At 55.3% G+C, this 22,301-nt stretch carries 25 protein-coding genes, 2 tRNA genes and 1 pseudogene; 19 read left to right on the top strand and 9 right to left on the bottom strand.

What is annotated here, in order from left to right; genetic code table 11:
- Window positions 1-49: 49 nt before the first annotated feature.
- The 4 genes from SynA1528_RS01695 to SynA1528_RS01680 all read left to right on the top strand — a co-directional run bounded on the left by SynA1528_RS01695 (window position 50) and on the right by SynA1528_RS01680 (window position 2,664).
- A tRNA-Ala gene (locus SynA1528_RS01695) sits at window positions 50-122 on the top strand.
- A 199-nt stretch (window positions 123-321) separates the two neighbouring features.
- Window positions 322-522, top strand: a complete 201-nt coding sequence (locus tag SynA1528_RS01690) for a DUF8635 family protein (RefSeq protein ID WP_028953540.1) — start codon at window positions 322-324, stop codon at window positions 520-522.
- Between the two features lie 321 nt (window positions 523-843).
- Window positions 844-1,074, top strand: coding sequence for a DUF565 domain-containing protein (locus tag SynA1528_RS01685; RefSeq protein ID WP_353616635.1), 231 nt, complete (start codon window positions 844-846; stop codon window positions 1,072-1,074).
- Between the two features lie 72 nt (window positions 1,075-1,146).
- Window positions 1,147-2,664 (top strand): NAD(P)/FAD-dependent oxidoreductase, encoded by a 1,518-nt coding sequence (locus SynA1528_RS01680; RefSeq protein WP_186587413.1) that lies wholly within the window; start codon window positions 1,147-1,149, stop codon window positions 2,662-2,664.
- On the opposite strand, the gene SynA1528_RS01675 is transcribed toward SynA1528_RS01680, so the two are convergent.
- Together SynA1528_RS01675 and SynA1528_RS01670 are read right to left on the bottom strand one after the other, a co-directional pair.
- Window positions 2,604-3,653: an aspartate carbamoyltransferase catalytic subunit gene (locus SynA1528_RS01675; RefSeq protein ID WP_186587412.1), complete on the bottom strand. Its 1,050-nt coding sequence runs from the start codon at window positions 3,651-3,653 to the stop codon at window positions 2,604-2,606. The genes SynA1528_RS01680 and SynA1528_RS01675 overlap by 61 nt on opposite strands.
- Entirely contained in the window at window positions 3,650-4,261 is a 612-nt protein-coding gene (locus SynA1528_RS01670) for a DNA-3-methyladenine glycosylase (RefSeq protein ID WP_186587411.1), read from the bottom strand. Before SynA1528_RS01670 ends, SynA1528_RS01675 begins: the two co-directional genes overlap by 4 nt.
- A 57-nt stretch (window positions 4,262-4,318) precedes the next feature.
- Here SynA1528_RS01670 and SynA1528_RS01665 point away from each other — a divergent pair, with 57 nt between their 5' ends.
- The 4 genes from SynA1528_RS01665 to gatC are packed head-to-tail and all read left to right on the top strand — an operon-like array spanning window position 4,319 to window position 6,317.
- Entirely contained in the window at window positions 4,319-5,038 is a 720-nt protein-coding gene (locus tag SynA1528_RS01665) for a queuosine precursor transporter (RefSeq protein WP_353616626.1), read from the top strand.
- Between the two features lie 54 nt (window positions 5,039-5,092).
- On the top strand, window positions 5,093-5,236 hold the full coding sequence (locus tag SynA1528_RS01660) for a DUF8629 family protein (RefSeq protein WP_173358481.1): 144 nt from the start codon (window positions 5,093-5,095) through the stop codon (window positions 5,234-5,236).
- A gap of 2 nt (window positions 5,237-5,238) precedes the next feature.
- Window positions 5,239-6,027 (top strand): creatininase family protein, encoded by a 789-nt coding sequence (locus SynA1528_RS01655; RefSeq protein WP_186587410.1) that lies wholly within the window; start codon window positions 5,239-5,241, stop codon window positions 6,025-6,027.
- Window positions 6,024-6,317: an Asp-tRNA(Asn)/Glu-tRNA(Gln) amidotransferase subunit GatC gene (gene gatC / locus SynA1528_RS01650; protein WP_186587409.1), complete on the top strand. Its 294-nt coding sequence runs from the start codon at window positions 6,024-6,026 to the stop codon at window positions 6,315-6,317. Before SynA1528_RS01655 ends, gatC begins: the two co-directional genes overlap by 4 nt.
- Before the next feature lie 4 nt (window positions 6,318-6,321).
- Here gatC and crtR read toward each other — a convergent pair whose 3' ends face one another.
- Together crtR and SynA1528_RS01640 are read right to left on the bottom strand one after the other, a co-directional pair.
- On the bottom strand, window positions 6,322-7,353 hold the full coding sequence (crtR, locus tag SynA1528_RS01645) for a beta-carotene hydroxylase (RefSeq protein WP_186587408.1): 1,032 nt from the start codon (window positions 7,351-7,353) through the stop codon (window positions 6,322-6,324).
- 52 nt (window positions 7,354-7,405) lie between these two features.
- Window positions 7,406-7,487: transfer RNA gene (locus tag SynA1528_RS01640), tRNA-Leu, on the bottom strand.
- Between the two features lie 198 nt (window positions 7,488-7,685).
- Between SynA1528_RS01640 and SynA1528_RS01635 the strand changes: the two genes are divergently transcribed.
- The 6 genes and pseudogenes from SynA1528_RS01635 to SynA1528_RS01615 all read left to right on the top strand — a co-directional run bounded on the left by SynA1528_RS01635 (window position 7,686) and on the right by SynA1528_RS01615 (window position 13,867).
- Entirely contained in the window at window positions 7,686-8,882 is a 1,197-nt protein-coding gene (locus tag SynA1528_RS01635) for a site-specific integrase (RefSeq protein ID WP_186587407.1), read from the top strand.
- Window positions 8,883-9,747: 865 nt separating this feature from the next.
- Window positions 9,748-10,485, top strand: a complete 738-nt coding sequence (locus tag SynA1528_RS01630) for a bifunctional DNA primase/polymerase (RefSeq protein ID WP_186587406.1) — start codon at window positions 9,748-9,750, stop codon at window positions 10,483-10,485.
- Between the two features lie 15 nt (window positions 10,486-10,500).
- Window positions 10,501-10,683, top strand: a pseudogene (locus SynA1528_RS13175) (PriCT-2 domain-containing protein); the annotation flags it as partial.
- A 282-nt stretch (window positions 10,684-10,965) separates the two neighbouring features.
- Window positions 10,966-12,003 carry a VapE domain-containing protein gene (locus SynA1528_RS01625; protein ID WP_286187935.1) on the top strand — a complete coding sequence of 346 codons (1,038 nt, stop codon included), beginning with the start codon at window positions 10,966-10,968 and terminating at the stop codon, window positions 12,001-12,003.
- Window positions 12,004-12,521: 518 nt separating this feature from the next.
- Entirely contained in the window at window positions 12,522-12,899 is a 378-nt protein-coding gene (locus SynA1528_RS01620; protein ID WP_186587404.1) for a PDDEXK family nuclease, read from the top strand.
- 368 nt (window positions 12,900-13,267) lie between these two features.
- On the top strand, window positions 13,268-13,867 hold the full coding sequence (locus tag SynA1528_RS01615) for a recombinase family protein (protein WP_186587403.1): 600 nt from the start codon (window positions 13,268-13,270) through the stop codon (window positions 13,865-13,867).
- A gap of 235 nt (window positions 13,868-14,102) precedes the next feature.
- Here the strand turns inward: SynA1528_RS01615 and SynA1528_RS01610 are convergent, their stop codons facing one another.
- Entirely contained in the window at window positions 14,103-15,644 is a 1,542-nt protein-coding gene (locus tag SynA1528_RS01610) for a zinc metalloprotease (RefSeq protein ID WP_186587402.1), read from the bottom strand.
- An 81-nt stretch (window positions 15,645-15,725) separates the two neighbouring features.
- Here SynA1528_RS01610 and SynA1528_RS01605 point away from each other — a divergent pair, with 81 nt between their 5' ends.
- Both SynA1528_RS01605 and SynA1528_RS13325 read left to right on the top strand, forming a co-directional pair.
- Window positions 15,726-16,043 (top strand): transposase, encoded by a 318-nt coding sequence (locus SynA1528_RS01605; protein WP_186587401.1) that lies wholly within the window; start codon window positions 15,726-15,728, stop codon window positions 16,041-16,043.
- Complete coding sequence (locus tag SynA1528_RS13325; protein WP_186587400.1) at window positions 16,034-16,198, top strand: zinc ribbon domain-containing protein; 165 nt, start codon at window positions 16,034-16,036, stop codon at window positions 16,196-16,198. Before SynA1528_RS01605 ends, SynA1528_RS13325 begins: the two co-directional genes overlap by 10 nt.
- On the opposite strand, the gene SynA1528_RS01595 is transcribed toward SynA1528_RS13325, so the two are convergent.
- On the bottom strand, window positions 16,139-17,308 hold the full coding sequence (locus SynA1528_RS01595) for an ATP-grasp domain-containing protein (protein ID WP_186587399.1): 1,170 nt from the start codon (window positions 17,306-17,308) through the stop codon (window positions 16,139-16,141). The two genes, SynA1528_RS13325 and SynA1528_RS01595, sit on opposite strands and share 60 nt — an antisense overlap.
- 53 nt (window positions 17,309-17,361) lie before the next feature.
- Entirely contained in the window at window positions 17,362-17,538 is a 177-nt protein-coding gene (locus tag SynA1528_RS01590) for a DUF3303 domain-containing protein (RefSeq protein WP_286187934.1), read from the bottom strand.
- Here SynA1528_RS01590 and SynA1528_RS13320 point away from each other — a divergent pair.
- From SynA1528_RS13320 to ileS, 3 genes are all read left to right on the top strand, one after another.
- Window positions 17,517-17,627, top strand: coding sequence for a zinc ribbon domain-containing protein (locus SynA1528_RS13320; RefSeq protein ID WP_353616625.1), 111 nt, complete (start codon window positions 17,517-17,519; stop codon window positions 17,625-17,627). The two genes, SynA1528_RS01590 and SynA1528_RS13320, sit on opposite strands and share 22 nt — an antisense overlap.
- A gap of 307 nt (window positions 17,628-17,934) precedes the next feature.
- The gene (locus tag SynA1528_RS01585) at window positions 17,935-18,432 is read left to right on the top strand and encodes a Ycf66 family protein (protein WP_186587398.1); all 498 of its coding nucleotides are present in this window, start codon (window positions 17,935-17,937) and stop codon (window positions 18,430-18,432) included.
- Between the two features lie 27 nt (window positions 18,433-18,459).
- Window positions 18,460-21,384, top strand: coding sequence for an isoleucine--tRNA ligase (gene ileS / locus SynA1528_RS01580; RefSeq protein ID WP_186587397.1), 2,925 nt, complete (start codon window positions 18,460-18,462; stop codon window positions 21,382-21,384).
- On the opposite strand, the gene SynA1528_RS01575 is transcribed toward ileS, so the two are convergent.
- Window positions 21,369-21,662: a DUF7734 family protein gene (locus SynA1528_RS01575; RefSeq protein WP_186587396.1), complete on the bottom strand. Its 294-nt coding sequence runs from the start codon at window positions 21,660-21,662 to the stop codon at window positions 21,369-21,371. The two genes, ileS and SynA1528_RS01575, sit on opposite strands and share 16 nt — an antisense overlap.
- Entirely contained in the window at window positions 21,662-22,297 is a 636-nt protein-coding gene (locus SynA1528_RS01570) for a DUF3177 family protein (RefSeq protein WP_502707714.1), read from the bottom strand. Before SynA1528_RS01570 ends, SynA1528_RS01575 begins: the two co-directional genes overlap by 1 nt.
- Window positions 22,298-22,301: the final 4 nt, after the last annotated feature.

Below are 22,301 nucleotides of genomic sequence, written 5' to 3'. Positions count from 1 at the left end.
GCATCGGGCCTGACCTAACAAGTGTGACTCAGGGCTAGCGTGACCTGGCGGGGAATTAGCTCAGCTGGTAGAGCGCTGCGATCGCACCGCAGAGGTCAGGGGTTCGAGTCCCCTATTCTCCATACATGATTGATGGCCCTTATGGGTCGGTACTTCGCCCTCGCGGCTGTCGTGATGCTGGCTGTGCTGGCGCGCCCAGATGCCCTGTTGACGTTTTCTGTGCTGAGCTTGGCGGCTGGCCTGGGAGCCGTCAGACCTCCGTACCTGCCACGGCATGACACACCATGGGGTAAAAGGGAAGAGTGAAATGTCCTGTTGTCGATGTCGCAGTCGAAGCGCGAGCAAGTCGTTAGTCACCTGCGCTACATCCGCCAGGAGCTCAGGGAGATGCATCAGGGCGTCATGGAGGATGGCCTGCTGCCGGAAGCTGGAGAAGTTCGCGGCGTGATGGCCCAGATGGAAGCTCTTCTGGAGCTTCTGGAGGGCAAGTCGTCCAGAAAGGCGAAAGCTGAGTCCAGCTGAGTTGTTGGCAAGCGGGTTGCCAAAGCCCAGATGAAGGGCTTTGCTGCGCCAATCCCCATCCCCCGGCCCGGGACATTCCCGGGCTTTTTCGTGAACTCTCCCCTATCTGTAGGGCCTGATACATGCACAACCACTAGATGTGGTGCACACTATGGCTGGCAGGGTTATGGTCGGGTGATGGGGATCACCAAACGTTCTTCCCTGCCCCTTTTCCCTTAAAAGCCAATCGTGCAGCTTCAGTCGACGCGTCTGCAACGAAGCTTCGGGAACGCTCTTCAACAAATTGAAGCCTGGGCGAGTAATCCCTGGCGTCGGTTGTCTGTGCTCAGCATCGCGGCCCTGTTTGGATTTTTCGTGGGCAGTGCCATCACCTCTGTGGCCGGTGTTCTGGGCCAGATGGATCCCATCGGAGCCTTCATCGTTGTTGTGGGCACTGAATTCACCGTTCGAATGCGCAACAGCGGTTCATCGGCCCTTCTCCATCAAGTGCTGGGCATGAGCCGAATCGGACTGCTTTACGGCCTGTTTCTCGAAGCCTTCAAGCTGCTGTGACACGAGGCCAACCAGAGCACGGACAAACCTGAATCAGATCCATACCCTTCGGGAAAGTCCTTCCTCGAAGCTATGGCAGGCGAGCATTTCTTTCTTGAACTGGACCCCCCCGAGGAACGTCTCCGCCATGCACCCCATGTGGTGATTGTCGGTGGGGGGTTTGCCGGTGTGCATGCCTGCAAGGCTCTGGCCAAGGCGGATGTGCGCATCACCTTGATTGACAAGCGCAACTTCAACCTGTTCCAGCCTTTGCTTTATCAGGTCTCCACGGGTCTGGTGTCCCGCGGAGACATCGCCACCCCCCTGCGGGAGCTGGTTGGCAAGCAAAGCAACGTTCAGGTGCTGCTGGGAGAGGTGACCAACGTTTATCCCGAAGGCAAGCAGATCGTTTTCAACGGCAAGGCCTACAGCTACGACCACCTGGTGCTGGCCACGGGATCCGGCAGCACGTTCTTCGGCCATGACGAATGGCGCACCTTTGCGCCACCGATGAAGATTCTCGAGCACGCAGAAGAGATCCGTCGGCGTCTGTTGATGGCGATGGAACAGGCGGAACAGACCCCCGGCCCCGAAGCGCGTCAGTTCCTGCAGACCGTGGTGATCGTGGGAGCAGGCCCCAGCGGCTGTGAAATGGCCGGCGCCGTCTCCGAGCTGATGCGATGGGCCCTCAACAACGCCTTCAAACAGCTGGATCCCAAGAAGACCCGGATTGTCCTGGTCGACCCTGGTGATCGGGTGCTCAGGGCTATGCCGGAGATGTTGTCGTCCGCAGCCCTGAAGTCCCTGGAGGCTGACGGCATCGAGTTTCTGCCCCAGGGTCGTGTCCAGACCATGCGGCCGGGCGAGGTGATCGTCGGCACACCGGATGGCGACGTCCGCATTCAGGCGGCCACCGTGATCTGGACCGCCGGGGTGCGTGCGTCGAGCCTCGGCAAGAAGCTGGCCGAGGCCACAGTTTGCGAGGTGGATCGTGGCGGTCGCGTCGTCGTTCAGCACGACTTCTCGATCGCTGATCACCCGGAAATCCGGGTCGCCGGCGATCTCAGCAGCTACAGCCACACGGCCAACGGCAAACCTCTCCCAGGCATGGCTGCCCCAGCCAAACAGGCCGGAACCTTCATCGGCAAAGACATCGCCGCCATCGTCGCTGACAGGCCAAGACCGACGTTCAGCTACTTCGATTTCGGCAGCATGGCCGTGCTCGATCGCGCCAGCGCCGTCGCTGATCTGCGCGGCCTGCGTTTTGCCGATGGCATTGGCTGGATCCTCTGGGCCTTTGTCCACCTGGTGCTGATCCCCGACTGGGAAAACCGCATCTCGCTATCGATCAAGTGGATCTTCGCGCTGCTGACGCAACAACGTGCGGCCATCCTGCTCACCGGCATGCCGAGCCAGCACATGGCGTTGGATGCTGTGGATGCACACTTCCCGATGAAAGCCGGCGAAGGGGTGTCGATCGCCGAACCCGATGCCGCTCTCAAGGCCGCTATGGACTACTACTCCCACCAGATGACGGGACATCCCCAGCCTCAGGAGCTGATCGACACCAGTGACGGTTCCGCTGCCGATTCAGCAGCAGCCATCAGATAGAGCAACGCCATGCGGATCGGGACGCCGTTCCGCACCTGCTCTTCCACCAAACAGATCGACGGATCGTCCAGGAGAGCTCCCGTCATCTCAACACCCCGGTTGACGGGGCCAGGGTGCAGCACCGGCACCGGCTGTCCGCACAGGGTCAGCCGTTCGTGGCTGAGGCCGTAATCGCGGTGATAGCGCTCCAACCCTGTGAGGAGCTGCTGCGTCATCCGTTCCTTCTGGAGACGCAGCGTCATCACCGCATCAGCGCCTGGCAAGGCACGCTCCAGACGCCGCTCCACCCGCACCGATCCCCGCTGGGGTGCTGGATCCACAGACTGACCCGGTGGTGGTTCCGCCACGAACTCACGGAAGGCGTCCGGCACCAGACTCGGCGGGCCACACAGCACCACATCCGCACCGCAGGCGGTGAGGGCCCAGAGATTGGAGCGAGCCACCCGCGAGTGAAGGATGTCTCCGACAATCACAATGCGCTTGCCCTGCAGGGCTTCCGGCATCGGGTGCTGAGGCGCGAAGTGCCTGGCCAGGGTGTGAAGATCCAGCAATCCCTGGCTGGGATGGCTGTGCAACCCATCACCGCCATTCAGCACAACCGTGCGTTCTCCGGCGGATTCCAGATCCTCCGCCAGTTGCTGGGGGACCCCCGTGGAGCGATGCCGGACCACCAGCACATCAGCGCCCATGGCCACGTAGGTGCGCGCGGTATCCAGCACGCTCTCACCCTTGCTCAAGGAGCTGCATGAAGGTGAAAAGCTCTGCACATCGGCCGAAAGGCGCTTGGCCGCCAGTTCAAAGCTGCTGCGGGTGCGGGTGCTGGGCTCGAAGAAGAGGGTGGCCACCAGGCGGCCCTGCAACGCGGGAAGCTTGCGGGCTCCGGTGACGGGCAAGGAACGAAATCGCTCCGCCAAGTCGAGCACCGCGGCGTAATCCTCCCTGGAGAAAGCAGCCAGATCGAGAATATGGCGATGGTGCCAACCACTCATCCCATTACCTCCACCGATGGCAGCCAGGCCGTCGTGAGGCTCGGCGTGCGATCGCCTTTGGATCGGCGACTCACGCTGCGGCTGGGGCGGAGATACCAGCGCAGGGGGAGGTCCTGTCCCTGGGAGATGCCGATGCGCGTGGTCGTCACAAGCTCCGGGCTGTCGAGAGAGGCCGGGCGTGGCGCCAGCCACACATCATGTTCGCCCGTCACCGGCTGACTGTCATCGCTGCGCGTGAGCCCGAAGCGCCGCGCCAGAAGGCCGGGGCCTGCCGCCACCCGTTCCGGTTCGCCGGGAAGAACGGCAGCCCTGAGCAGAACCCCATTGGCCCATTCGGCGCGCTCGGTGACCACATTCACGCAGTGGTGGATGCCATAGCTGACGTACACATAAAACCGGCCGGGCTCACCGAACAGGGTTTCGTTCTGCGGTGTCCTGCGCCTGTAGCCGTGACAGGCAGGCTCGTCCTGGGAATACGCCTCCGTTTCCACAATCACGCCCCAGAGCAAGCTGCCATCGGCTTGGCGTTTCACCAACCGGCAGCCCACCAAGTCAGGACCCACCAACTCGGCCGATCGCTCAAAAAACGGAACAGGAATTGGTTTCATCCTGATGACAGGCTTGCATGACCCGATCAGCCTTGAACCATCAAGAGCACTCAGGCTGTGACAAGCCCAGTCAAAGCCAGGCGGGAAGCCGTTTTCCTCGTGCTTGCCGGCTTGTTCCTTGGAACGCTGGGCATGCTCAACATCCTCGGACTGACGCGCTTTCTGCAGCTGGGGAGCATTGGTGGCTGGCCGATTGTTGTGGCCGTCGGCGCCCTCCCTTATCCGGTCACCTTTCTCTGCACGGATCTGATCAGCGAACTCTGGGGGGAAGAGAAAGCCAACCAACTGGTTTGGGTGGGGCTTCTGCTCAACGGTTGGGTGCTGCTGATCCTCTGGCTGGGCGGACTCCTGCCAGCCATGCCGGGAAGCGATGACACAACCTTCCGCACGATCCAGCAGCTCAGCTTTGGATCGATCGGGGCCTCGATGGTGGCCTATCTCACTGCCCAGTTCGTGGACGTGCGGATGTTTCATTTCTGGAAACGCCGAACCAACGGCAAGGCGCTCTGGTTGCGCAACAACGGCTCCACCCTGGTGAGTCAGCTCGTTGACACCAGCGCTGTTGTGCTGATCAGCCATTTCGCCGCCCACGTTCTGCCGGTGAATCCGGACGAAGCTCTGCTGCCGCAGCTCGGCAGTTTTATCGCCGGGGGGTATCTGTTCAAGCTGCTGGCCGCTTTGGCCGACACATTGCCGTTCATCTGGCTCACAGGCTGGCTGCGCAGCTGGTTGGACGTGCCCGGGGAGGGAGCGGAACTGTCAACAGAATCCCCCTGATGCCCTGCACGCTGGCTGCAGTTCCGCCAAGCTGAGTGCACCATCAAGCACTGCATGAACGCGGCCCTCTCCGGCTTCAATCTGGGAACCGTGCTGCTGGGCAGCATCGTTCTGTTCCCCCTGGCCTGCCTGTTCTTCGGGACCCGCGGCGGCTACTACAACACTGACAAATACGACGGCAACGGCACCGCCCACTGAGCATGACTGCAAGCCTCCCCGGCCCCGTCGACAGCACCGAAGCAATCCGCCTGGCCCTGCGCAGCTGGCCAGAGGTCGAGACCTATCTCGATCACTGCAAAGGGGTGATCGTTCCCTTGGGATCAACGGAACAGCACGGTCCCACAGGAGCCATCGGGACGGATGCCCTGACCGCGGAAGCCGTGGCCCTGGAGGTCGGGCGTCGCACCGGGGTGTTGGTGACCCCTGCTCAGGCCTTCGGCATGGCCGAGCATCACCTTGGCTTCGCCGGCACCATGAGCCTGCAACCGGCCACCCTGCTGGCGGTGATGCACGACCTGGTGCTGTCCCTTGCCCGTCACGGCTTTGAACGGGTGTTCGTGATCAACGGCCATGGCGGCAACATCGCCACCACCAAGGCCGCTTTCGCCCAGGCCTATGGCACGGCCGCCAGCCGCGATCTGCCTGCAGCACCGCAACTGCGCTGCCGACTGGCCAATTGGTTCATGGCCGGACCGGTGATGCGGCAAGCCCGGGATCTTTACGGCAACAAAGAGGGTCACCACGCCACGCCGAGCGAGATCGCCGTGACCCTGAAAGTGGAGCCAAGCCTTCAAACCAAGCAGCGCCCCCTGCCGGATCCTGCACCAGCGGGACCCATCCACAGTCCTGATGACTTCAGACGGCGTCACCCGGACGGTCGCATGGGATCGCATCCGTCACTGGCCACCGCGGAACACGGTGCAGCGCTGCTCGAGACAGCCGCCACCGCGCTGAGCGAAGATCTCCGCAGTTTCCTCAGCGAAGCATGAGCCGGATCTCCAGCGATGACGTGCGTAAGGTGGCCAAGCTGGCAAGGCTTGATCTTCCCGAAGAGAAGATCGCCACGTACACCGGTCAGCTCGAGTCGATCCTCGAATATGTCGGTCAGCTGGAAAGCATCGACACCGAGGGAGTCCGTGAAACCACCCGTGCCGTTGAGGTGACCAACGTGACCCGTGCAGATGGCGTCACCCCAACGCCAGTCCGCGAGGAAATTCTCAACCAGGCGCCGTTGCGGGAGGGAGATTTCTTCCGGGTGCCGAAAATCCTGGCGGATTGATCAATCAGCGATTGATCGGTCGCCTTGGCTCGGTTTTGATGGCAATGCGATCAACAAATCCCAGCCAGTGGCGTTGAAGAGATCGCATCGGCATGAATCGCGCTGCACGACGCATCTTTCCGCGGCGACGTTTGTGGCTGCGGACGCCCACAAGAATGTCGTAGAGGAAGTTGTATCCATCCCGACGCGTCTCGAAGATTCCCAGACGCTGAGGTGATCCCTTCGAATCAAGGAGAGGCTTGGTGGCTTCGTAGGCAGGCTTGTACTCAAACCAGGGAATCGATGGCCACAGGTGATGAACCAGGTGATAGTTCTGGCCCATGATCAACCAGTTCATCAGACGCCCCGGATAGATCCGGGCATTAGTCCAGCGGTTTCTGGATGTGAAGGGGCGATGGGGCAGGTAATCAAAGAAGAGCCCGAGGGTCACACCCACCATCAGAGCCGGGGCAAACCAGCAATTGAAGATGAAGGGGAGAAACTCAAAGCGTGCGGCAGCCAGGACAATCACCACAAACACGCTGCGCTCAAATCCCCACTGCATGAGTTCCCAGCGCTTCCACAACCTCCGCTGGAAGAAAAACCACTCGTGATAGAAAAAGCGCGGCGCGATGAGCCAAAGGGGCCCGAACGTGCTGACGATGTGATCGGGATCGTTCTTGGGATCGTTCACATGGGCGTGATGCTCCAGGTGCACACGGGTGAACACCGGAAAGCTGAAACCCAGCAGCAGGGCTGAACCGTGTCCCATCGCCTGATTGATCCAGCGGTTGGGATGCGCCGCGTTGTGGCAGGCGTCATGGATCACGGTTCCTTCCAGATGCAGGGCCAGAAAGCCCGTGCAAAGAAGAAACGGCAGCGGCAGGCCACCCAGAAACCAGCCCCAGATCGTGAAGCCCGCCAGGACATATCCACCGAGGAACAGCGCAACGGTGGGATTCCAGGCAGCGGGTGGATCCACGAATTCACGCGGCACTGATCGATACCCCGTAGGGACCGGACGAGGCTGCTGATGGAGAGCAGAGCTCTGTGTCATCCGGCGATCAGGGCAGAAGCTGAAAAGTCCGCAACCAAGGTAGAGAAAGGAATGCCCACCGGGGGACTTGAACCCCCACGACCAAGGCCACTGGTACCTAAAACCAGCGCGTCTACCAATTCCGCCAGGTGGGCTTGAACTGAATGATAGTCGAATACGACTTAAACCTTAGAAAGGCCAGCCTGTTTGGGGTTTCAGCGAAGCGAGGCGGTGGAGTTGACTGTCCTCTAGTGATCCGATAAATCGGGTTATGTCACCCCCGGATTTGGCAAGTTTTTGGCAAGTCCCACGAGGCAAGTTCTTAAGGATTTCAACGGTCTGCGAGCAGTTAGATGACGAACATTGACTCAGCCATCAAGCAAGCCAATGAGTTTTTGGCGATGGGCGGCATACCACTGAAGATCCAGCGACCAGAACAAACCGGAACTCTTTATCTAAGAGGAACCTGGGCTTCTATTGGGCAAGAGAGAAAGTCTCAACGAATAGCGCTAGGGATCAAAGCCACTTCCGCGGGCATCGAAGAAGCCAAGGAACTGGCGCGAGAGGCCTGGATCGTCATCAAGGCAGGAGGCGACCCAAAAGCATCCCTTAAAGCACGTCAGACAGCCCTCAAAGCACAGAACACACCCTTAACCGGCTCAGAAGCCATTGCGGAGTGGGAGAGGCGCGAGAGAGCCGACCACGATCTGAAGCCAAATACAAACGATGGATTCACCCGGAAGGGCTACACCGTTCGAGGACTGTTGAAGGGTTACGAAAACGCCAGCTTGACCAGCGAACTTTTGGTCGCACTTGTTGAGAGAGCGCCCGCAGGAAGTAACAGGAGAAAAAAAGAGAAATCCGCAGCTCTACAAATCGCGAAGGCCAACTCTTTAAACACAACCGCAATTCTAGAAATCAAAGCAAAATACAAAGCACCAAAACGTGCCGTTCCAGAAAGCTTGGAACAGCTTCAAGCATTCCTAGACGCACTTCAAGGAACTGAATGGGGCTGGTGCACTGCAGCACATGCGATATACGGCTGCCGAGTAAATGAAACCGCATCCCTAGTTCCAAAGCTGGGAGGGAAGCTTGCGGACTGCTTAACGATCGATAAGAGAGAAGGTGGACCTCAAAACACAAGAACCGCCATTGCACTCTCGATGAAGTGGGTTGAACGCTATGAACTCACGAATGTGTACATACCTGGAGACTTTCGCTGGACAACTCCTGATGAATACACTGAAGCTCTAAAGCCTCTGAAAAACACACAACGCAGCAGTTCAAGAGTGAAATGCTTCGAGAACAGGTGGAGAGCATTTCTGAGGGACAGTGAAGCCGCAAAAGCAGCTAGAAAGATTTGGCCTGAGTACAACAAGCTTGGAGTCAGGCATTACTGGGGAATACAAGCGGCACTAAAACGTTTCGACACTTATCTAGCCGCCAGAGCTATGGGACATTCAATGCAGACGCACGAAAATACTTACTTGCAAGAGATCACAGCGATGCAAGAAGAGGATGTGCTCGCAAAGCTAATAATCCTCGACTGATCTGAGATTCCTGACAACATGGTACGAATATTTTCTCCAGAGTTTCTTCAATATCTTCATGATCACCTGCACACTATGCAGTGCCTCAGACCAAAGAAGCTAGACCGCATACGGAATTTGACAATTATAACTGGTTAAAACTGGCATAGTTTTAGCTTTTGCTCTATACCGCTAAAGCTGAGCAGAACATCACAGCCACAAAAACCTAGAAAAACTCAAACAGAAGACGATTTCATCCGATAAGAAGGGTTCAGTACAAATATCGACGGATGCACAATCCCTCTACATCCAGTCAAGGATTTCACTTGACACTGGCTTCGATAGAAAGCCATATGAAAGAACAGTCCAAAAAGCTTGAGGAGATTAGGCGGGCGATTACATACCCTTCTCCCACTAAATGGCTATCTCCAAAAGAGTTTGGGCAGCTGGTTGGGAAACACCCTGATCACATCTGCCGACTAGCGAAGATGGGAGTCTTTAAAGCAGAATCCATCAGGGAGAAACCAACAAAATCGGGAGTGCGTAGGCACTATCACGCGGCAAAGGCCGTGAAAGATTTTGAGTCGTACAAGCTGAATTGTGGAGGTTCATTATGAGCAAGAAACTCAAACAGATAGGGAATTTGTGCGGTACGTTGAAGATATGAATGAAACGATTATTCATGGCACCTGGATACATCTCCTGTTTGCAGGAATCTGACATCAAAATCCGCTGTTCAAGACAATTTCGTGATGAGCTACACCGCAGAGCTCAATCGCGCGAAACAACGTTGAGCGGACTGGTTCGTCAGATCGCAATTGAACACTTGCCCCTTCAACTCCACAAATAAAAAAGCACAGCTGCGTCAACAGCTGCACCAGTAATCTTGCTTAAATTAAAAATGTTTGAAGCTAATCAGCAGGCGGATTCCCCTGCCTCATTATATCCAGAACAGGCAGACAAAACCTGTCATAGCAACCAGTATGAAGATCTAAGTGCCTGTCCAAAAGAATGGCGCTATCTCCCAGTCGATGACAACAAAGTTCCATGGGACTACAAAACCAACAGTGAACTGAAGTGGAAAGGATTCGAGGGATATACGGCAGAACAGATTCAACAGATGCAACCAAAAGCCGTTGGATTGATCCTCGGTGAAAGATCTTTAGGGGTTGGTGCGATTGACTTTGACGGTCCAGGTTCAGAAGAGGAATTCCTGCGTCTGTTCGGGCGACCCTCCTCTGATTTACCTTCCTCCCTCGCTTGGACCAGCGGAAAACCAGACCGGCGTCAGATTGCTTTCTCAGTTCCATCTGCGTGGCGGGACAAGCTCAGACACAGGCAGTGGAGGCAAGGCGGATCCATAGTTTTTGAGGCCCGCTTTCCCGCTCAAGGATCAAATCTGCAAAGCGTCATTGCTGGAAAGCATCCAGAAACAGGTGGCTACCGCTGGGTAAAGGGCTGCTCACCACAAGAGGTGGACGTTGCAGAAGCTCATGAGTGGTTGTTGGAAGCTCTCTTGGAGACTGACTCTTATCTGCCTAAGAACTGCCCTAAGCCTCAGAAAGATCTTTCAGACGCAGAACAAGAACACAACAGACAAAAGGCGCTTGCTGCTCTGAAGTAACTCTCTCCAGCTGACTTTGAGGACTACGACAACTGGCTCAAGGTTGGGATGGCGCTGCACAGCGTTGACGAAGGTCTGCTCAATGACTGGGTTGAGTGGAGCAGGCCAATGAGCAACTTCGATGAATCGGAGTTTGTGCAGAAGTGGGACAGCTTCAGCGAGAAGGCGCCGGGTGAAGGCGTCGGAATTGGAACTCTGATCAAGGAGGCCAAGAAAAACGGCTACAGCGAACCAGTCAGGGCAATAGCAGCACCAGAAAGTGGTGGGCTGTCTGGGTTAATCAAGACGGTCGGTTTGTTCCCCCAGGAGCTGGATGAAAACGGTGAACAGAGACCTGCTCCACGGTTGAACGCTGGTGCGGTCATAACCCTGCTGGAGAAGTACGTAGGCAGCCATCTCAAGCTGAATGAATTGGCGCGTGTTTATGAGTTCGGTGGCGTTGCACTTCCAGAAGATGAAACTCTGGTCTCTTATGCAGATATGCAGCAGCAAGGCTGGAACTTCGAACAAAAGCCATGGTGTGATGGTCTGCTCAGAGTTGCTCAGAAGCATCGCTATGACCCAGTACTCGATTATTTGCAATATCTGGAGAAAGCAGATGATGTAGAGCCTGTCGATATAAATAAAATTGCGACTAATTACCTAAATACTGAATCGAATCTGAGTGATCAGATGATGAAGGTGGCATTACTGGGTGCAGTTGCAAGGCGGTTTGAGCCTGGATGCCAGTTTGACACTGTTGTGGTTCTCAAAGGTGATCAGGGCATCCGAAAATCTACATTCTGGAAAATATTGTGCAGCCCGTTGTGGTTCTGCGATTCAACGCCAAAGGACAACAAAGAGATGATCATGAATATGCACAGCTGTTGGATCTTTGAACTTGCAGAGCTTGAAAACATCACCAGCAAGAAAGGTGTGGGCGAATTAAAAGCCCTGATCACTACTGCATCGGACATGATCAAGAAACCCTATGGACGAAACATTGAGCGTGATAATCGCCGCAGCATTATGGTTTCGAGCGTCAATGGAGATGACTTTTTAAGAGATCCAAGCGGGAACAGACGCTTCCAAGTACTCTCGCTTCCGCAGAAGGCCCAGAAACAAGAATTTATCCCTGTTGAACTTGTAGCTCGAGACAGAGATCGCATCTGGAAGGCTGCAATTCTCGCCTATCGTGCTGGTGAAAAGCCCATGCTTTCGTTAGAGAATCAAGAGCTATCTAACCAACAAAACAAAGGCTACTTGCCTGAAGATATGTGGAGTGCGAAGCTCGATAAATGGCTCGATAAATGGTTGTTAGGTATGAATGAATATGGTGTTATTGATAAGGAACCTCATGAATATTTCACTACCCTGGATGCATTGAGGGGCGTCGGGTTTGACGGCTGGGAAGAGAAGCTAGGACGAAGGGAAGAAATGCGTATGGCCGCCTTGTTGCAAGCAAAGGGTTTCCGCAAAGATGACCAGCAGAAGACAATCAATGGCGTTCGTGGTTATTACTGGCACCAATCAGAATGAATGCCGCTCTTAACCTCCTGCTTAACCTCCATCTCAACCTGCGTGATTGCTGAAGGTTGAGATGCTTCCCTTCCACCGTTGGACCCGTTTGATGCCTTTTTAGTTGAGGTTGAGGCGAGGTTGAGACACTAGGTTGAGATGCTCTTGATCCATTGGCATGACAGCACTTCAGCCCATCTGTCTTAACCTGATCAACCTTTTTAAGTAAAAGAAGTTAAAGAGAGGAAAGGGGGAAAAGAACCTGATTGGAGCGTTAAATCAGTGCCACAGGCATGAAAATATCCATACACGAAAAAAGGTTGAGGTTGAGATTGAGATATTTGAGGTCTCTCCTTCGTATGAGTTGCTTTAACTCTGCTCTAAGCTACATGCAGTCAAATGCCTACGTGCAATTAAAAATACATACAAACAAGCTCTTTCTGCCTTATTACTGGTCTAGATAGACTTCCTGCTCGCCTTTTATCCGTTCCTGTGACTGCATTCTTGCGCTATATTTAACTTAGTCAAGCGCAGTTACAGTGTCATCTTTACAAGCTTGGAACGGCTTTAGAAGCAAGTTCGAATATCTGGTTGCAGAGAACCTGGTCGAGAATGGGCATTGTTTCGATTACGAGCCAAAAAGAACTCACTATGTCAGCCACCATCACTACACGCCAGACTTCAGAGTTGAAGGTCAAGACTTCTATGTTGAGTGCAAAGGTGGCTCGATGAGTGCAGAAGATAGAGCCAAATATCAAAAGGCATCTGAGCAGAACGAGGACTTAGATCTGCGCTTCTTGTTTTATAACGACCGACCCATCGCCAAGAACAGCTCCACCACCTTCTCGATGTGGGCGAAGAGGCACGGCTTCCCATACTCAATTGGGCCAGAGATCCCGTCGCAGTGGCTCAATTAGCACCCGCGTCTGCCCGCTCTTGAGAAGTGAACAGCATTTTAAAAGCTAGGTGACAATCTGCTAATTGACACAGTTACTGTTCGTGCCGTTACTGATCTGCTCGTCTCAGGACACATCGGGCTCGAGGTGGCGCGGAGTGGTGCACCTGAGGTTGATGTAGGCGCCAGGAAAGACCTTGATGCGTTTGCGGAATGCCTCCGCCATCTGTCGGTGGTCGAATGCTTCATCAGCTTTGGCGCTAGTTCAGGAGTGTTCCAACAACCGATCGGAAACAAGAACACTCACAAAAAACTGCTGCCACTGGGATATGAGTGTTCCATTAACAGTGTTTTGTTGCTATTGTTTCTGGAACAACCCTTTTTGGAACAGTGACCTCCCGAAGCATTGGTTATGCAAGAACCAGCGGCGGTGGCGACACCAAGCAAGCGGCCGGTCTGGAGGTTCAGGTCAAGGCGTTGAAGGATGCAGGGTGCGCTGTGGTCTTCCAGGAGATCGTTAGCACCCGCACAGCAGAGAAAGACCGCCACCAACTGCAGGCAGCACTCAATGCAGTCGTGGAAGGAGACGAACTCGTCATTACCGCTCTTTCACGCCTTGGAAGGACACAGCGTGAGGTGATCAACCGTCTTCACGACTTGCAGGAGGAAGGCATTCACGTCCGAACTCTGGATGGATTGGTAAACACCAAGGCGATGGGAAAGATGGCACCCGTCCTCATTGGTCTGCTGACTGGACTGAATGAGGTGGAACGCGAGATGACCAGGGATCGCGTGATGGAGAGCATCCAGCACCGAAAGGCGACTGGCGGATCTATTGGCGGTCGCCCCAAAACCAATCAGGCAAAAGAACGCCTGGTTCTGCGCTTAAGGGACGAGGGGTGCTCCTATCGCTCCATTCGAGAGCAGACGGGACTGGCGCTCTCAACGATCCGTCGGATCATTTCTGAACAGGAGGTGGCGGCGTGCTGAAGATCCTTTAGCCCCCCCCCCTTACTCCGGGGGGAGCTCGTCCAGGCATTCGCCCTTAGGCGCCAACACATTTACCCAAAACTGGAAATATCAATACTCGCAAGATATGACTTTCTGCTGTCGTACTGGGAGATTTCAGAATAGATATTACTTGCCTTAAAGCATGTTTAGGCTCTCACCTTGGGCAAGCATCAATGAGTTCAACGTCTATAAATATGCAGCAAATACAGCGCAATCACCATATGGACTGAAGAGCTTTTATATCATTATTGGACCATCCTAGATATTCATCACTATAGTTAGCTGCCATGACTGAGTCGGCGGCATCGTAAGAATTTCCCTTCAAATCCTTGAGGCCAAGAGCGTATCCGGTGAGATAATTAATGTCTTGCATGTCGTACTGCGTAGGCTTCTTTTGAGTCTTAGAAAATGAGACTTCCATGCCATATTTAGTCTTATAAGTTGTCGCGTCTTTGCTTTTTGACTTGGCTTGGAAGACAATGTCAGCCTGCTTACTTTTCTTTACTTTATTGAATTCTAGTCCCAAGATTGACTCGGTTTCATCAAGCATGTCATCAACAAATGAAAGAGTTTTCTTGGCAATTTTTGTATTTTGTTTTTTATCTAACTTTCCTTTCTTGTCAGCATAGTAATCAATAATTCCATCCTTTCCAGACTTTTTCCATAAGTATTTAGACCATTTTTTATTGACAGGAACATCTATATCCGAACTAGTTTCAGGTGTTGGAGTTGGAGTTGGTGTTGGTGTTGGCGCAGAAGGAGCCTCAATACCAAATGACGTGGCTATTTGATCAAAACCTGGTGTACCAATTTCGTAAATATCGGATTCACCTGTTTCATACCAATAGTAGTCAGTATCAGGCTCTCCCCACAAATCATTTTCGTAAACACGGTATTCGCTTGGCGTAGATTCACCGCCGAAATAGCCCCACAGAACTTGATCTATACCATCGATACGTTCAGCTGCTAATATTTCCCGCTCACCAGCGGCTTGGTTTGTCGTCCCATCAATTTTATACTGAACACCATCATAGTCTCTAAGAGTGAGCAGATTTTCATAGCCATCTTGGCGTACATAGGCATTGCCTGAAGAGTCCTTCAGAAGCTCAGTATTACCTTCAGATTCAATGGTTGACAATGTTGGCAAAGTCGGATCATCGCTTCGAATAAAGGCGGGAGAGGATGTTTGCCCCCAGACGTTACGCATCGCCTGAATATCAAGATCTCTTAAACTTGTTGGGTAGAAATTAGTCTCATTGTCCGACATCACTGAGATCTTATTGGTAAAGTATTGATCCGAGTGGCTGTCATCATTGTTGGGATGCATTATGCCTGTTGAATGTCCAACTTCATGCCATATCAGCCACTTTTCATATTCAGTCATTTTATCTCCACCAGAATTCACCCAAGAGATGTCGATCCATCCGTCCTCTGGTGAGTTCAGACCTACATAATCACCATCGTTATAACTATCGATCTTAATTAAGTTGATAACTGCTGAATCAAAATCATTTGTCTCAACAAACTGGGCGCCAGTCAATCGACTGAAATCGCCCATCGCAAAGCGAATATACTTCTTTTCCTCAGAGGAGAAATCAAGGATATTATTGACGTATTCAGGATAGTAATTTTCTGCGACACCTTGAATATAATATTCAATAACATTGTCATAGCCCGAGTAATCTTGAAGGAGATCGTAGCTCTCGTAGTCGGCGACTGACCGATAGTCAGTATTGGAATATGAAGTGATCGTCATCCGAGAGCTTTAGACACTTAGCCAATAATTTAATTCAGAAGGCAATTAAATAGGCATCAAAAGTTGCAAGTGGCCTAATAAATGCACTATTCGCATAATCCCCAAGAGATCCAGAATTTGCACGAGAAGATCCGCCGCACCCGCAAGCTGTTTGCGCATAAGACCAGCACCTATTTGCTGCGGACCTACGGAACACTCGCGATTAAAGACCTGAAATTAGCGAGCATGACCCGCCGTCCTAAGCCCAAACCAGCAGAAGATGGATCTGGCACGTTCCTGCTGAATCAAGCCGCAGCAAAAGGTGGGCTCAATCGCTCAATGGCTGATGCAGGTCTTGGCCAGCTAATACGGAGCTTGAAGAGAAGGGCAAAGAACGCGGCAGGAATATTGTGCGGGTAGACCCGAAGTACACCAGCCAACGGTGCAGCGTCTGCGGTCACACAGAAGCAGGAAACAGGCCAAGCCAAGAACTTTTCTGTACAATTCGAAAATTTTTACGAAGTGACCATCAGTTTCTTAAGGATTGCGGAATCTTTTTTTCCGGTCTTTGCTAACACTGTCAAGCGTTCAGCGAGAATTGACACTATCAAATCCGCGTATGACATTTTCCGCTGAGCTAATCCTCTGCAAGTAATACTGGCTGAGTGCTCGGACGGGCGTTTTAAATCAGGTTTTGGATTGGCTTCCAAAAGATGAAGCTCTCCATCACCTGATTCACGCAAGTCGAGTCGGACCAGGCTACTTAATGTGAACCATGCAAAGACTTGGCGAGCCAGATGCTCCATCTCACGGATTAACCCCGACTCGCGAGAGAGATCAAGTAACCGAATGCGGTCGTCGGTAATCGGCTTCTCATCCATCGAAGCGAAGATCTTTTCATGAGGCTCAAAAACGCGCTGGACGGCGGAGAACGCGAAGGGTCCATCATGGATTACGAATTCTCCATCTTGACGCACACGCGACCCCATAATTGAGATCGCGAATTCCCTTCCAGGGAGATATTCCTCTACAAGGCAGAGGTAGTTTGTTTCGTTCCAAACCTTCTCCACCGCATGCTTTACCTCCCTTTTTGAGTCAACGAAATACACGTTCTTCGAAGCCCGGCCACTTACCGGCTTTATCACAAACGGTCCTGGGAACCCATAAAATACTGACTCGAAGTGTTCTGAGTAAATGAAATTCCAGCCTTCAGAGCTCGGATCGATCACCACAGATCGAGCTGTTGGCAAGGATGCAGCCATACACATACTCTTAAACACGTGCTTATTGTCGAGAATTGATACGGCTAGTGGGTTATGGCCAATGTAAGGGACACCTAACATTTCTAACAGCGCAGGAGCATGCGCCATTGGATTAATTCCTTGGACCCCACCAGAATTCAGCCAGACTAAGTCGATATTGGATCTACTTATTACGTCTCCGAGGTGACGGTCCTCGGGCAATACAACCACATCGGAGAACCCCTCTGCTTCGAGCGTCTCAGCGATATTTTCAGCGACTACTCGATAACTTTTCCAATCTCGGCTGTTGATTTGTCGCTCGATTACAGCGTCGGGCTCATTTTTATCACCCGCATAAACAAGGGCGATCTTAAGGCCATCACGAGCCCGTTCAAGTAAGTCTTTGGTATTCACAATTACTTTTTCATCTTCATCAGTGCCCATAAAAATAAAAAGGAGCTAATTCCCCTTATTGTAGATCGACTGTCAATCGTTCTCTAATTGTTGATTTTGGCGACTATTTGACCAGCTTCCTCATCAGTAAATACAGGTGTGGTCTCCCAATTCAAGAATTCACCCCATTCAGCTGCATGTTGATATATTGCTTTGGGATCATCAGTCTTTAAGACTATCCAACCCTCTAAAGAACCAGGTGCATGATACCTTCCTATCATCTCAACTCCAGTGCCTGAAATGCGGACACACCGAGAACGCTGATGTGAATGCTGCAAAGAACATTCTTCAATCAGCGATGGGTGAGTGAAGGTCTGGGGCTCCAAAAGGCACGCCCATGGAGAAGTCCTCCAGAAATTCGTCCTTCAAAGCCTCTCGGTCTTCCGAGAGAGAGAGAAAACATTAGGTTTTCCCAGATCTCACCTTTGGCAAGCCGGACTTAAGCAGCTTATTTGGCAAGATTTTGGCAAACCGTGTCGAATAAAGCCTCAAACACGTTGCAATTACTAAGGTAGTCACTGGTACCTAAAACCAGCGCGTCTACCAATTCCGCCAGGTGGGCTGAGCACTGAGCTTACGGAGCGATCCACAATGGAGCAGATGATTCAGCGTCACCGATGCTTGCGACCCTGAGCGGCGACGTTTGCCTGCTGTTCGGTCTCGCCCTGCTTTTGCTGCCCCTGCTGGCGGTGGAACTGAGCCGGCCGCGAGACGGGGTGTGGGGAGCTGTTGTTCTGCTGCTGGGTCTGGTGCTGGTGACCAGCAGCGACCGGTTACGGGGAGCTCCGATGCTGGCGGTCCTCTGTGGCGGACTCCTGATCAGTCGGCTCAGTGCGGAAGTGGGGCAGGCCCGCTGGCGAGCCCTCAGTGACGAGGAACAGGCGCGGCTGCGGTCGGTGGACCACTGGTTGACAGGTCTGCGCCAGCTCGGCAGCGCCGCCGGAGGTCTTTCCGAAGGCCTCGGGGGCATGGCCAAGCAACTGAAGCCCGCTGGGAAATCAGGCGTGTCCGGGAAGAAATGGGTGCGCCCCGAATCAGACGACAAGGAGCCGACGGAACCGACTCCCTCAATCGAGCCCAGCCCGGAACCCAGCGAAAGCGAGGGCGAAGACTGATAATCCCCTGGCCAGAGCAGGGACCCCGTGAGCAAGGAGACGCGCGACGCCGCCGCTGAGGGCCGTCCCTCCTACAAAGACACGCTCAACCTGCTGCAGACCGGCTTCGGCATGCGCGCCAATGCGGTGAAGCGGGAGCCGGAGCTGCAGGCCTTCTGGAGCAGCAACGGAATCGATGGGCAGCTGGGGCTGCAGAACAGTGGCCCCACATTCACGCTGCACGACGGGCCTCCTTACGCCAATGGCGCCCTGCACATGGGTCACGCCCTGAACAAGGTGCTCAAGGACGTCATCAACAAGTACCAGGTGATGCAGGGCCGCCAGGTGCGCTACGTGCCGGGCTGGGACTGCCATGGCCTGCCGATCGAGCTGAAGGTGCTGCAGTCGATGGACCCGGAGCAGCGCCAGGCGCTGACCCCGATCAAGCTGCGCAAAAAAGCCGCCGCCTATGCCCGCAAGCAGGTGGATGGCCAGATGAAAGGTTTCCAGCGCTGGGGGATCTGGGCTGACTGGGAGCAGCCGTATCTGACCCTGCAGAAGGAATACGAATCAGCTCAGATTCGCGTCTTCGGCGAGATGGTGCTCAAGGGGCACATCTACCGCGGCCTGAAACCGGTGCACTGGAGCCCGAGCTCCCGCACAGCCCTGGCAGAAGCCGAACTGGAATATCCCGACGGTCACACCAGTCCCAGCGTCTATGTGGCTTTTCCGGCGGTGGAGCTGCCGGCGGCGCTGCGGGATGCAGTCAAGCAGGAGGGCCTGGACCTGCCCTCTGACCCCAAAGCCCTGGGCGAGGGTCTTCAGGTCGCGATCTGGACCACAACGCCCTGGACCCTCCCTGCGAACCTGGCGGTTTCGGTGAATGAACGGCTCGATTACGCCCTGGCCGAGGACGGCGCAGGCCGCCTGCTGCTGGTGGCAGCTGACCTGATCGAGTCGCTCTCCAAAACCCTGGAATGTCCCCTCAAGCAGCGCGCCACGGTGAAAGGTGCCCTGCTTGCCGGTCTCATCTACCGGCATCCCCTGCTGGACCGCACCAGCCCGGTGGTGATCGGCGGGGAGTACATCACCACCGAATCGGGCACAGGCCTCGTTCACACCGCGCCTGGTCACGGCGTCGACGACTTCCACACCGGCCAGAAGAACGGCCTGCCGGTGCTCTGCCCTGTCGACGAAGGCGGCACCCTCACCGATGAAGCCGGGCCGTTCGCGGGCCTGAATGTGCTCAAGGACGCCAACCCCAAGATCATCGAAGCTCTGGAGTCGGCTGGGGCCCTGCTCAAGCAGGAGGCCTATGGCCACCGCTACCCCTACGACTGGCGCACCAAGAAACCCACCATCTTCCGGGCCACGGAACAGTGGTTCGCCTCCGTGGAAGGGTTCCGCCAAAAGGCCCTGGATGCGATCGCCGCCGTGCAGTGGACCCCAGCATCGGGTCGCAACCGGATCGAATCGATGGTGAAGGAGCGGGGCGACTGGTGCATCTCCCGTCAGCGCACCTGGGGCGTACCGATCCCGGTCTTCTACAACCGCAGCAACGGCGAGGTGCTGCTCAACGCCGACACCCTGAGCCACATCGAGTCGCTCATCGCCGAACACGGCGCTGACGTCTGGTGGGAGAAAGACGAAGCCGAGCTGCTACCTGCCGCCTACGCCGACCAGGCCGACCAGTGGCATAAAGGCACCGACACGATGGATGTTTGGTTCGACTCAGGCTCCAGCTGGGCTGCTGTCTCAAGCCAACGCGAGACGCTCAGCTATCCCGCTGACCTGTATCTGGAAGGGTCCGACCAGCACCGCGGCTGGTTCCAGAGTTCCCTGCTCACCTCTGTTGCCGTGAATGGCCACGCTCCCTACAAGCGGGTGCTCACCCATGGCTTCGCCCTGGACGAGAAGGGGCGAAAGATGAGCAAATCCCTCGGCAATGTCGTTGATCCGATGGTGATCATCGAGGGCGGTAAGAACCAGAAGCAGGAACCGCCCTACGGCGCTGATGTGCTGCGGCTCTGGGTGAGCTCGGTGGACTACTCCGCCGATGTGCCGATCGGGGCCGGCATCTTGCGGCAACTGGCCGATGTCTACCGCAAGGTGCGCAACACCAGCCGTTATCTGCTCGGCAATCTGCACGACTTCAACCCAGAGACCGACGGGATTGCCGTGGCGGACCTGCCGCTGCTCGACCGCTGGATGCTGCAGCGCACCGCTGAGGTGATGGATGAGATCACAGAGGCCTTCGAGGGCTACGAATTTTTCCGCTTCTTCCAGCTGCTGCAGAACTTCTGCGTCACCGACCTTTCCAACTTCTACCTCGACATCGCCAAAGACCGTTTGTATGTGAGCGCCCCCCAGGACAAGCGCCGGCGCAGCTGTCAGACCGTGATGGCCTTGATCATCGAACGGTTGGCCGGCTTCATCGCTCCGGTGCTGTGTCACATGGCCGAAGACATCTGGCAGAACCTTCCTTACCGAGTCCAGGAAACCTCGGTGTTCCAGCGCGGATGGCCCTCCGCTCCGACCGAGTGGCGCAACGACACGCTCACAGCACCCGTGCAGCAACTCCGCGACCTGCGGGCGGCGGTGAACAAGGTGCTGGAGGATTGCCGCGGCCGGCAGGAACTTGGCGCCTCATTGGAGGCGGCCGTACGGATCGAAGCCCGCAGTCCCGAGATGCAAGCTGCCCTGTCCTGGCTCAGCGACAACGCTGATCCTGAGGTGGATGGCCTGCGGGATTGGCTTCTGGTGTCCCAGCTGCAGCTGGGCGGTGAACCCTGGGCGGAAGTGCTCGCCAGTCACGACGACGAGCTGGCATCGATCGAGGTGAGCCGAGCGCGGGGGACCAAATGCGAGCGCTGCTGGCACTACGAGGGGGATGTTGGTCAGCACCCGGAGCATCCCCACATCTGCGGACGCTGTGTTGGCGTTCTGGGACGCCGGACTCACCAGTTGGCCTGAGCCAGCAGGTCGTCGGGTGGCATCGGTCCGATCAGCAACACACTCTCAGTGGGGTTGAGCGGACCCTGGAGCACTTCCGCCTGCTCGAGCTGCGTTCCCGCTGGCAGCACCGACGCGTCCGGATCGAAGGCAGTGGGATGGGTGGTGCTGCTGCTGAAGCCGCGAAAAATCAGCAGTTCAAATGGCTCTCCTTCAACCGTGCCCATGAGCCGAACAACCCGTTCGGGCTCCTGGCGGCTGCGCTCCTCAAGCTGCTGAACCAGTTCAACATCGGACATCAGAACTCACCAGCGACACGGCCGTAGCGGGGCAGACGCACCAGCAGCCACTGGAGCAGTCCGGCGAGATAAGCCACCAAAGCCACGTAGCCCACGAAAGCGGCAACAGCCTCGCTCCACTGACCTCCGAAGACGAAATCAAACACGGTTTCCACCACCTGATGAATGCCCTGTGGGGCCTCAAGCCAGGCGGAACAATCGGGGCTGGCCTGGGACTCCATGCAGCGCAGCCCCGTGGTGGTCATCACCAGGCTGATCACACCAAATCCGCTGAGGGCCCAGCGCCAGAGACGTACGGTCAGCGGCAACGCACGCCAGGTGGGCTGGTCCGCCAGTTCCTCGTTGAGATCCACCCAGAACCAGACACTCACCACCATCAGAACGGGCGCCAGGACAGCGGTGAGGTAGCCCAAGGGACGCTCGTCGGTGAGCAACAGCAGGCTGATCACCATCAGGCTGGCCACTTTCCAGTACAGACCAAGCAGGCGCTGCACCACAGGCTCACGCCGCCAGGCCGACCAGACCAGCAGCACCAACGGCAGTCCCAGAGCCACCGTGGCCGCCAGCCGATAGGTGAGCCATACCAGCACCCGATAGGAAAGCTCGTTCACAACGGCAACCTGAAGTGGCGCCATTATC

The sequence above is a fragment of the Synechococcus sp. A15-28 genome (assembly GCF_014280175.1).
GTDB lineage: Bacteria > Cyanobacteriota > Cyanobacteriia > PCC-6307 > Cyanobiaceae > Parasynechococcus.
The sequence above is the reverse complement of the archived record's forward strand: the minus strand, read 5'-3'. Positions and strand labels throughout refer to the sequence as shown.

Excerpts from the sequence above, each read along its gene's own strand:
- SynA1528_RS01690 (WP_028953540.1), top strand. The coding sequence starts at position 322 with ATGTCGCAGTCGAAGCGCGAGCAAGTCGTTAGTCACCTGCGCTACATC.
- SynA1528_RS01680 (WP_186587413.1), top strand. The coding sequence starts at position 1,147 with ATGGCAGGCGAGCATTTCTTTCTTGAACTGGACCCCCCCGAGGAACGT.
- SynA1528_RS01675 (WP_186587412.1), bottom strand. The coding sequence starts at position 3,653 with ATGAGTGGTTGGCACCATCGCCATATTCTCGATCTGGCTGCTTTCTCC.
- SynA1528_RS01670 (WP_186587411.1), bottom strand. The coding sequence starts at position 4,261 with ATGAAACCAATTCCTGTTCCGTTTTTTGAGCGATCGGCCGAGTTGGTG.
- SynA1528_RS01660 (WP_173358481.1), top strand. The coding sequence starts at position 5,093 with ATGAACGCGGCCCTCTCCGGCTTCAATCTGGGAACCGTGCTGCTGGGC.
- SynA1528_RS01655 (WP_186587410.1), top strand. The coding sequence starts at position 5,239 with ATGACTGCAAGCCTCCCCGGCCCCGTCGACAGCACCGAAGCAATCCGC.
- gatC (WP_186587409.1), top strand. The coding sequence starts at position 6,024 with ATGAGCCGGATCTCCAGCGATGACGTGCGTAAGGTGGCCAAGCTGGCA.
- crtR (WP_186587408.1), bottom strand. The coding sequence starts at position 7,353 with ATGACACAGAGCTCTGCTCTCCATCAGCAGCCTCGTCCGGTCCCTACG.
- SynA1528_RS01635 (WP_186587407.1), top strand. The coding sequence starts at position 7,686 with ATGACGAACATTGACTCAGCCATCAAGCAAGCCAATGAGTTTTTGGCG.
- SynA1528_RS01625 (WP_286187935.1), top strand. The coding sequence starts at position 10,966 with ATGCAGCAGCAAGGCTGGAACTTCGAACAAAAGCCATGGTGTGATGGT.
- SynA1528_RS01610 (WP_186587402.1), bottom strand. The coding sequence starts at position 15,644 with ATGACGATCACTTCATATTCCAATACTGACTATCGGTCAGTCGCCGAC.
- SynA1528_RS01605 (WP_186587401.1), top strand. The coding sequence starts at position 15,726 with ATGCACTATTCGCATAATCCCCAAGAGATCCAGAATTTGCACGAGAAG.
- SynA1528_RS01595 (WP_186587399.1), bottom strand. The coding sequence starts at position 17,308 with ATGGGCACTGATGAAGATGAAAAAGTAATTGTGAATACCAAAGACTTA.
- SynA1528_RS01590 (WP_286187934.1), bottom strand. The coding sequence starts at position 17,538 with ATGATAGGAAGGTATCATGCACCTGGTTCTTTAGAGGGTTGGATAGTC.
- SynA1528_RS01585 (WP_186587398.1), top strand. The coding sequence starts at position 17,935 with ATGCTTGCGACCCTGAGCGGCGACGTTTGCCTGCTGTTCGGTCTCGCC.
- SynA1528_RS01575 (WP_186587396.1), bottom strand. The coding sequence starts at position 21,662 with ATGTCCGATGTTGAACTGGTTCAGCAGCTTGAGGAGCGCAGCCGCCAG.
- SynA1528_RS01570 (WP_502707714.1), bottom strand. The coding sequence starts at position 22,297 with ATGGCGCCACTTCAGGTTGCCGTTGTGAACGAGCTTTCCTATCGGGTG.